This window comes from Candidatus Methylomirabilota bacterium (genome assembly GCA_035709005.1).
In the GTDB taxonomy this organism is placed as follows: domain Bacteria; phylum Methylomirabilota; class Methylomirabilia; order Rokubacteriales; family CSP1-6; genus 40CM-4-69-5.
This window is the reverse complement of record DASTFB010000133.1, coordinates 17,604-27,119: the sequence shown is the minus strand read 5'-3', so window position 1 is coordinate 27,119 and position 9,516 is coordinate 17,604. Positions and strand designations below refer to the sequence as shown.

Genomic DNA, 9,516 nt, shown 5'->3' with positions numbered 1-9,516 from the left:
GAGACACGCGGTGGCCGGCCTCGTCGTCGCCGTGGCGCTCGTCGCCGCGGTCGGAGCGGGCGCCCAGCCGGCGGGACGCCGGGGCGAGGCGAAGGGCAACGACGATCGGACCCAGCCGGTGACCGTCGACGCCGACCGCATGGAGCGCTTTGGCAAGGAGAGCCTGGTCGTCTTCTCGGGCAACGTGATCGCGCGCCAGAACAACTCCGTCCAGTACGCTGAGCGCATGGAGGTCTACCTCGACGAGAAGGGGGACCGCATCCTGCGAACGGTCTCGACCGGCAACGTGCGGATCGTCACCGCCGACTGCCGGACGGGGACGGCGCGACGCGCCGAGTACCACGATCTCGAGCAGCGGGTGGTCCTGGTCGGCGACGCGCGGGTGTGGCAGGACGACAACGTCGTGAGCGGCGAGACCATCACCATGTACCTCGCCCAGGACCGCTCCGTGGTGCAGGCGGGAAAGCAGGACCGGGTCAAGGCCGTCTTCCATCCCCGCGACGACAAGGCGGGCAGGGACCGGTCCATCGCCAAGGACGGCACGCCGGAGGCGGGGACGCGTCCCGCCGCCGCGCCGTGTGTGAACTGAGCCGAGCATGGAAGGCCTGGTGGCCCAGGGACTGCAGAAGTGGTTCCGGCACCGCAAGGTTGTCGACGACGTCTCGCTCGACATCCAGCGCGGCGAGGTGGTGGGCCTGCTCGGCCCCAACGGTGCCGGCAAGACCACCTCGTTCTACATGATGGTGGGCCTGCTGCCGACGGAGGGCGGGCGCATCTTTCTCGAGGGCAGCGAGATCACCGGGTTGCCGATGTACCGGCGGTGCCGGCTCGGCATCGGCTACTTGCCCCAGGAATCCTCGGTGTTCCGCAAGCTCACTGTCGAGGAGAACCTGCTCGCCATCTTGGAGACGCTCGACCTGTCGGCGGCCGAGCGACGCGCCCGCGCGCGGGTGCTGCTCGGCGAGCTCGATCTCACCGCGCTCGCGCGGTACCCGGCGTACACGCTGTCGGGCGGCGAGCGGCGGCGTCTGGAGATCACCCGGGCGCTCGTCACCTCGCCCCGGTACCTGCTGCTCGACGAGCCGTTCACCGGCATCGACCCGATCGCCATCGGGGACATCCAGGAGATCGTCGCGCGCTTGCGGGAGCGGGGCATCGGGATCCTCATCACCGATCACAACGTCCGCGAGACGCTCGCGATCACGGATCGGGCCTACATCCTGTACGGCGGCAAGATCATCGTCTCGGGCACCGCGAGCGAAATCGCGTCCAATCCGATCGCCCGCGAGATCTATCTCGGCGAGAAGTTCGCCCTCTAGTCTCGCGGCACGGGAAATTCGCCATGGCCATGGAAACACGACTTTCACTGCGACAGAGCCAGCGGGTCGTGATGACCCCGCTGCTGCAGCAAGCCATCCAGCTGCTGCAGCTGTCCACCCTCGAGCTCCAGGAGGTCGTCCAGAAAGAACTGCTGGAGAACCCGCTGCTGGAGGAGGTCCCCACGGAGACCCCGGAGACGCCGGCCACGCCCGACACGCCGGCCGCGTCGGCTCCGGAAGCGCCGCCGGTGGAGCCGGTGGCGGTGGATCGGGAGCGGGGCACCGACGATCTCCCGTTCGACCTCACCGCCGTCATGTTCGACGACCATGAAGAACGCTCCCTGGTGGCGCAGGAGGATCGGGACGAGTTGCCCTTCGAGAACATGGTGCGGTCGCACTCGTCCCTGGCCGACCACCTGGAGGAGCAACTGCGCTTCGCCACCGAGGATCCGGTTCTCCGCCGGATCGGCACCGAGATCATCGGCAACTTGGACGAGGACGGGTACCTGCGGGCCGAAGTGCCCGAGCTGGCCCAGCGCTGCTCGGTCACGGCCGAGGAGGTGGAGCGGGCACTGACCCTGGTCCAGGGCTTCGATCCCCCCGGGGTGGCCGCCCGCAGCGTGCAGGAGTGCCTGCTGATCCAGCTCAAGAGCGATCCCAATCCCGACCCGGTCTCCGTCGAGATCGTGGAGCAGCATTTCGACGACCTTTCCCGTCGCCGCTACCCCGACATCGCCCGCGCCCTCAAGCTGCCCCTGGACCGGGTGATGGAGTCGGTCGAGGAGATCATGGGGCTGGAGCCCAAGCCGGGGCGGCGCTTCGGCGGGGCCGACACGCGCTACATCGTCCCCGATGTGGTCGTGCAGAAGATGGGCAGCGAGTACGTGGTGCTCCTCAACGAGGACGGCATCCCGCGCTTGCGGGTGAACGCGCTCTACCGCTCGCTGCTGCGGAACTCCGGCGAAGAAGCCCGCCAGTACGTCGAGCAGAAGCTGCGATCGGCGGTCTGGCTCATCAAGAGCGTGGACCAGCGGCAGCGGACGCTGCGCAAGGTCACCCAGTCCATCGTCAAGTTCCAGCGGGAGTTCCTGGACAAAGGCCTGCCGTACCTCCGCCCGCTCTCTCTCCGGGACGTAGGCGAGGACATCGGCATGCACGAATCCACCATCAGCCGTGTCACCACCAACAAGTACGTGGAGACGCCGCAGGGCCTGTTCGAGCTGAAGTTCTTCTTCCACAGTGGGATCGCCTCCGGCGACGGCGAGATGGTTTCCTCCATCTCGGTCAAGAAGATGATCCAGGATCTCCTCGCCAACGAGGATCCCTCCAAGCCGCTGAGCGACCAGGAGGTCGCCCAGATCCTCAAAGGACGCGCCCTGGTGATCGCGCGCCGCACCGTCGCCAAGTATCGGGAGGAGCTCGGCATCCTGCCCTCCCATCAGCGCCGGCTGGCGCCCAAACGTCGCTGAGCAGGACGCGAAGACGACCGGAGGCCTGGCCGTGGCCGAATCGATCGTCTTCGTGGTGATCACGGGCATGAGCGGGGCCGGCAAGAGTTTTGCGATCAAGTGCTTCGAGGACATGGGCTACTACTGCGTGGACAACCTGCCGACCACGCTGCTTCCCACCTTTGCCGATCTGGTGGCCCGCTCCGCGCGGTCCGTCCCCCGCGTGGCCCTCGGCATCGACGTGCGGGAGGGCGAGTACCTGCCCCACTTGCTGGACGCCCTCGCCGAGCTCAGGGCCCGAGGTCATCAGGTCGAGGTGCTGTTCGTGGAGGCCAGCGACGAGGCGCTGCTGCGCCGCTACAACGAAACGCGCCGTCGCCACCCCCTGGCCGCGAGCGGGCAGGTGCACGACGCCATCCGGGCCGAGCGCAAAGCGCTGGCCAACCTCCGGGAAATCGCCGATCGCGTGATCGATACCTCCACGCTGACCGTGCACCAGTTCCGGGACGTGCTGGTCGGCATGTACGGGGCCCGGGAGGTCCGGGCCGGGGTGCGCGTCACCCTGCTGTCCTTCGGTTTCAAGCACGGCGTCCCCATCGACGCCGACCTCATGTTCGACGTGCGCTTCCTGCCCAACCCGCACTTCGTGTCCGGGCTGCGAGGTCTGGACGGGCGAGACCGGGAAGTCCGGGAGTTCATCTTCGCGCACGCGGAGAGCCGCGAGCTCATGGCCCGGCTGGAAGATTTTCTCAAGTTCCTGCTGCCCGCCTACCAGCGTGAAGGCAAGGCCTACCTGACCGTGGCCATCGGGTGCACCGGTGGACGGCATCGCTCGGTCGCCGTCGCGGAGGAGCTCAAGCGGTATCTCGACGCCCAGGGAGTGTCGCCCGGCGTCGTACACCGTGACCTCGAGCGCGAGTGAGGTCGTGAGCGGGCCGCCACTGGCGCTGTGCTTCGGCGTCCACAACCATCAGCCTGTCGGCAACTTCGAGCACATCCTCGAAGAGGCGGTGGCCCGGGCCTATCGGCCCTTTCTCGAGCATCTGCGCCACCGCCCCCAGCTGCGGCTCACCACCCACTGGACCGGCAGCCTGCTGGAATGGCTGCGCGAGCATGCGCCCGACACGTTCGATCTGCTGGCCACGCTGGTGGGCCGCGGCCAGGTGGAGCTGCTCACCGGAGGCTTCTACGAGCCGATCCTGGCCGTCCTGCCCGATCACGACAAGCTCGGGCAGATCCAGCGCCTCACCGAGTTCATCGTCACGAACTTCGGCGTCCGTCCGCGGGGAATGTGGCTGGCCGAGCGGGTGTGGGAGCCCCACCTGCCGCGGGCCATCCGCGGCGCCGGCGTCGAGTACGTCCTCGTCGACGACAGCCACTTCGGGCTCGCCGGTTTCGACCCCGAGGGCCTGGGCGGCTATTACCTCACCGAGGATCAGGGGGCTCTGGTCGGCGTGTTTCCCATCAGCCAGCGCCTGCGGTATCTCATCCCGTTCGCGGAGGTCGAGGCCAGTGTGGACTACCTGGAGCGACGCCGAGGCCAGGTGACGGCGCTGACGATCGCCGACGACGGCGAGAAGTTCGGCGTCTGGCCGGGGACCCATCGCCACGTCTACGAGGAGGGCTGGCTCGATCGCTTCTTCGACCGCCTCCTGTCGCTGCCCTGGCTACGCCTGACCACCTTCGCCGAAATCATCGACCGGTATCCGGCTTCGGGCCGCGTCTACCTGCCGACCGCGTCGTACCGGGAGATGGGTGAGTGGGCTCTGCCTGTCGCGGCCGCGCGCGAGCTGCAGCGGGCCAAGGAAGCCCTGGGCACGCTGGATCACGGCGAGCCCTACCAGCGCCTGCTCCGCGGCGGCTTCTGGCGCATCTTTCTGAGCAAGTATCCGGAGGTCGCCGATACCTACTGGAAGATGCTGCGCCTGTCCGAGGCGATCCAGCAGGCCGGCATCGCCGGCGGCGGGGACGGGCTCCTGGCCCGGGCCCGGACGGCGCTCTGGCGGGGTCAGGCCAACGACGCCTACTGGCACGGCGTGTTCGGCGGCTGCTACCTGCCGCACCTGCGTCGCGCCGTGAAACAGGCCCTGCTCGAAGCCGAGCGGTTGCTGGCCCAGGCCACGGCTCGGCCTGGGGTGAGCTGGCGGGAGAGCGACGGCAATGGCGACGGCCGCCGGGAGATCTGCGTGCGCACGCCGGGCTTGGCGGTCACGCTGAACCCCGAAGAGGGCGGGACGGTCACCGAGCTCGCGCACCTGGAGCGCGGCGTGGATCTGGCTGACGTGCTCGCTCGACGACCCGAGACGTACCACGATCAGCTCCGCCAGGCCCGCCCGGATCAGCGTACGGGTCCGGCCGTTGTCCGCACGATCCACGCCGTCCCCTCCGCCAAGGAGGTCGGTCTGGAGACCCTGCTCGCCTACGACGACCTGCGACGGGCCTGCCTGCTCGATGGCCTGTTTCCGCTGGGCTCGCCGCTGGACCCCGTGGCACCCTGGCCAGCGGCCCGCCTGGTGCTGGGCCGCAGCCGATTCACCTCGGAGATCAGCGGCACGCCGGACGGCGTCGCGGTCACGCTCAGCCTGTTGCCGGACGCGGACCTGGCCCGGGTGGTGAAGCGCGTGACTGTGGACAGCCGGGCAGTCCAGGCGCGGTACCGCATCCAGCCTACGCCGGCGGCTCTGCCCGCCCGGTGGGCCGTGCAGTGGAACCTCGCCCTCACCGGAGGGGATGGCCCCCAGCGGTACCTCGCGCTGCCGGATCGGCCGCCGTTGCGCAGCGGCGGCCGGCGCGACGACCTCACGCACATCGTGCTGGCCGACGAATGGGCCGGCCTGGAGGTGAGGCTCGAGTGGAGCCCGCGGGCTGAGGTAGCGTGGGGCCCGGTGGAGACGGTCTCGGTGTCCGAGGGCGGCTTCGAGCGGATCTATCAGGGCACGGCGTTTCTTCTGACCTGGCCCCTGCTGGCCGAGGCTCCCCAGGAATGGGAGCTCACCACCTCGCTGAGCGTGACGGCCCGATGATGCTCGACGATCTCGCGGCCCTGGCCCGGATCGACCGCCACGACACCCGCACGGTGCTGGCGAGCTTTCCCACCCAGTGCCGGACGGCCGTCGCGCTCGCGCTCTCGCCGGTCGAGCCGCTGCCGCGGCCGCGGGCGGTGATCGTCGCCGGCATGGGCGGCTCGGCCGCCGGCGGCGACGTGCTGGCCGCGTGTGCGGCGGAGCGCATAGAGGTTCCGGTGCTGGTCCACCGAGGGTACGGGCTACCGGCGCTGGCCGGAGCGGCGGATCTGGTGATCGTCGTCTCGTACTCGGGGGACACGGTCGAGACGCTCTCGGCGGCCAGGACCGCGCTGGAGCGCGGCTGCCGGCTGGTGGCCGTCACCGCGGGCGGCCGCCTCGCCGCGCTGGCTCGACGTCATGGCCTGCCCGCGGTGATGCTGCCGGCCGGGCTCATGCCGCGCATGGCGCTGGGCTACCTCTTCTTTCCCATGCTGGCGGTGCTCCGCGCGGCTGACCTGACCGTGCCCACGGACGCAGAAGTGGAGGAGGCGCTGGGCGAGCTCCAGACGCTGACCGGCGAGCTGGCCCCCGACTCGCCGACGGCCGCGAACGAGGCCAAGCGACTGGCCCTGGCCATCGGCGATCGCGTCCCCGTCGTCTACGGGGGACCGGCGACCGGGGCCGTGGCCTACCGGTGGAAAACGGATCTGGAAGAGAACGCCAAGACCTTCGCCGTGGCCGGCGCCGTGCCCGAGATGAACCACAACGAGATCGAGGCCTGGGGCACGCGGCCGGCCACGGCCATGCACGTCGTCTTGCTCCGCGACAGCCTCGAGGCCCCGGAGATCCGCCGGCGCTTCGCCGTGCTCCGCGAGCTGATCGCCGGCCAGGTGGCGGTGAGCGAGGCGTGGACACGAGGCAAGGGCGGCCTGGCGCGCCTCTTCTCGTTGATCGCCCTCGGGCAGTGGACCAGTTTCTACCTGGCCGCCCTCCGCGGCGTCGATCCCTGGGCCGTGCCCCTGCTGGAAGGCTTCAAGGCGCGTCTGAACGACTCGCCGCCCGTCACGTAGCACGCGAGACGGCCCGCGCTCGAAAAGGGCCCCGGCCACGTGCTACACTGACGCGACTTCCACCCGGGAGGGGAGGACGATGGCGCGAGACGAGTACCTGTTCACGTCGGAGTCGGTGACCGAAGGGCATCCCGACAAGATCGCCGACCAGATCTCCGATGCGGTCCTCGACTCCATCATCGCCCAGGATCCCACGGGACGCGTGGCCTGCGAGACCCTGCTGACCACGGGGCTGGTGGTGGTGGCCGGAGAGATCACCACGTCGTGCTACGTCGACATCCCGCGCGTCGCTCGGGAGACCATCCGTCACGTCGGCTACACGCGGGCCAAGTTCGGCTTCGACGCCGACACGTGCGCCGTCATCGCCGCCATCGACGAGCAATCCTCGGATATCGCGATGGGGGTGGACCGGCTGGGAGCCGGGGATCAGGGGCTCATGTTCGGCTACGCCTGCCGGGAAACCCCCGAGCTCATGCCCTTGCCGATCATGCTCGCCCACAAGCTCACCATGCGGCTGGCCGAGCTGCGCAAGACGGGCGTGCTGGGATACCTCCGGCCCGACGGCAAGTCCCAGGTGACCGTCCGCTACGTCGATGGGCAGCCCCGGTCGGTGGAGACGGTGGTGGTCTCCACCCAGCACGGCCCCGAGGTGACCAACGAGCAGATCCGCGAGGACATCGTCAAGCACTGCGTGGTCCCGACCCTCCCGCCCGAGCTGATCGATCGTCAGCGCTGCGTCTTCCACGTCAACCCCACCGGTCGCTTCGTCACCGGCGGCCCGATGGGGGACACCGGGCTCACCGGGCGGAAGATCATCGTGGACACCTACGGCGGCTCCTGCCCGCACGGGGGCGGCGCGTTTTCGGGTAAGGATCCCACGAAGGTCGACCGGTCGGCGTCGTACATGGCCCGGCACGTGGCCAAGAACATCGTGGCGGCGGGGCTGGCCGAGCGTGCGCAGCTGCAGGTGGCGTACGCGATCGGCGTCGCCGATCCCGTGTCGATCATGGTCGAGACGTTCGGCACCGGCAAAGTCCCCAATGCCAGGCTCGAGCAGCTCGTCCGGCGGCACTTCGACTTCACGCCGGCCGGGATCATCAAGTACCTCGACCTGCGGCGTCCCATCTACCGCAAGACGGCGGCCTACGGGCACTTCGGCCGCTCCGAGCCGGAGTTCAGCTGGGAGCGGACCGATCGCGTCAAGGACCTGCGTGACGACGTGGGAATGTGAGCCCGCCGGCGGCCCCGGCCGCGAAGGATGAGACAACTGCCGGCCCGGCGGCGTTCGCCGGGCCGTTCCGTTCGCGCTCGGTGTGACGCCGTGGCGCGGGTCAGGCCCGCGCGGACCTGCAGCGCTCCACGCTTCGCCCTGCTGATCGCGCGGCGCATTCAAAGGAAAGGACACCAGTCGGATGGTTGAGCACGACGTGCAGGATCTCGCGCTGGCCGCCGCCGGCCGTCTCCGGATCGAGTGGGCCGAGCAATCGATGCCGGTGCTGCGGCAGGTGCGGGAACGCTTCGCCAAAGACCAGCCGCTGAAGGGCACCCGCCTGGGCGCCTGCCTGCATGTGACCACCGAGACCGCCGTCCTCATGTTGACGCTCAAAGCGGGCGGCGCGCAGGTGGCGCTCTGCGCCTCCAATCCGCTGTCGACGCAGGACGACGCCGCCGCCGCGCTCGTGCGGGAGTACGACATCCCCGTGTTCGCCCGCAGGGGTGAGGACCACGCCACCTACTACCGGCACATCGAGGCCGTGCTGGCGACCCGGCCCCAGGTCACCATGGACGACGGCGCCGATCTCATCTCCCAGCTGCACGGTGCCCGCAAGGATCTGATCGGGGAGGTCATCGGGGGCACCGAGGAGACGACCACCGGCGTCATCCGCCTGCGCTCCATGGAGCGGGAAGGCGTGCTGGCCTTCCCCGTCATCGCCGTGAACGACGCCGATACCAAGCACCTGTTCGACAACCGCTACGGCACCGGCCAGTCCACCATCGACGGGATCCTCCGGGCCACCAACATGCTGCTGGCCGGCCGGACGGTGGTGGTGGCCGGGTACGGGATGTGCGGTCGCGGCGTGGCGGCGCGGGCCAAGGGCATGGGCGCGCACGTCGTGGTGACCGAGGTGGAGCCGCTGCGTGCCCTGGAGGCGGCGATGGACGGCTTCGTCGTGCTGCCCATGCGCCGGGCCGCCGAGCTCGGAGATCTGTTCATCACCGTCACGGGCAACACGACCGTCATCGGGCCGGACCATTTCGCCCGGATGAAGGACGGCGCGCTGCTGGCGAACTCGGGACACTTCAACGTCGAGATCGATCTGGAGGCCCTGAACGGGCTGGCCCGGGCCCGGCGGACGGTCCGGCCATTCGTGGAGGAGTACAGCCTCGACGGCGGCCGCCGCCTCTACGTGCTGGGCGAGGGGCGGCTCATCAACCTGGCCGCGGCCGAGGGACATCCGGCGGCGGTCATGGACATGAGCTTCGCCAATCAGGCGCTGGCCGCCGAGCACATCGTCAAGCACGGGCGCGCACTGGAGCGCCGCGTGTGGAGTGTGCCACGTGAGATCGACCGGGAGATCGCCCGGCTGAAGCTGGCCTCCCTGGGGGTGCAGATCGACGAGCTCACGCCCCAGCAGGAATCCTATCTCGCGTCATGGCGTCAAGGAACCTGAGC

The 9,516-nt window shown here is 69.6% G+C and carries 8 protein-coding genes; all 8 read left to right on the top strand.

Annotated elements, in window-relative coordinates:
* On the top strand, positions 1-589 hold a 589-nt coding region (lptA, locus tag VFR64_22765; GenBank protein ID HET9492557.1), incomplete at its 5' end, for a lipopolysaccharide transport periplasmic protein LptA.
* A 7-nt stretch (positions 590-596) separates the two neighbouring features.
* Entirely contained in the window at positions 597-1,319 is a 723-nt protein-coding gene (gene lptB, locus VFR64_22760) for an LPS export ABC transporter ATP-binding protein (protein ID HET9492556.1), read from the top strand.
* A gap of 23 nt (positions 1,320-1,342) precedes the next feature.
* A complete protein-coding gene (rpoN, locus tag VFR64_22755; protein ID HET9492555.1) occupies positions 1,343-2,788 on the top strand; it encodes an RNA polymerase factor sigma-54 in 1,446 nt (481 codons plus the stop codon).
* Between the two features lie 31 nt (positions 2,789-2,819).
* Entirely contained in the window at positions 2,820-3,689 is an 870-nt protein-coding gene (gene rapZ / locus VFR64_22750; GenBank protein HET9492554.1) for an RNase adapter RapZ, read from the top strand.
* A gap of 4 nt (positions 3,690-3,693) precedes the next feature.
* Complete coding sequence (locus VFR64_22745) at positions 3,694-5,790, top strand: alpha-amylase/4-alpha-glucanotransferase domain-containing protein (protein ID HET9492553.1); 2,097 nt, start codon at positions 3,694-3,696, stop codon at positions 5,788-5,790.
* Positions 5,787-6,842 carry a bifunctional phosphoglucose/phosphomannose isomerase gene (locus tag VFR64_22740; GenBank protein ID HET9492552.1) on the top strand — a complete coding sequence of 352 codons (1,056 nt, stop codon included), beginning with the start codon at positions 5,787-5,789 and terminating at the stop codon, positions 6,840-6,842. The genes VFR64_22745 and VFR64_22740 overlap by 4 nt, the downstream gene beginning before the upstream one ends.
* Positions 6,843-6,921: 79 nt before the next feature.
* Positions 6,922-8,073, top strand: coding sequence for a methionine adenosyltransferase (gene metK / locus VFR64_22735; protein ID HET9492551.1), 1,152 nt, complete (start codon positions 6,922-6,924; stop codon positions 8,071-8,073).
* A gap of 181 nt (positions 8,074-8,254) precedes the next feature.
* Positions 8,255-9,514 carry an adenosylhomocysteinase gene (ahcY, locus tag VFR64_22730; protein HET9492550.1) on the top strand — a complete coding sequence of 420 codons (1,260 nt, stop codon included), beginning with the start codon at positions 8,255-8,257 and terminating at the stop codon, positions 9,512-9,514.
* Positions 9,515-9,516: the final 2 nt, after the last annotated feature.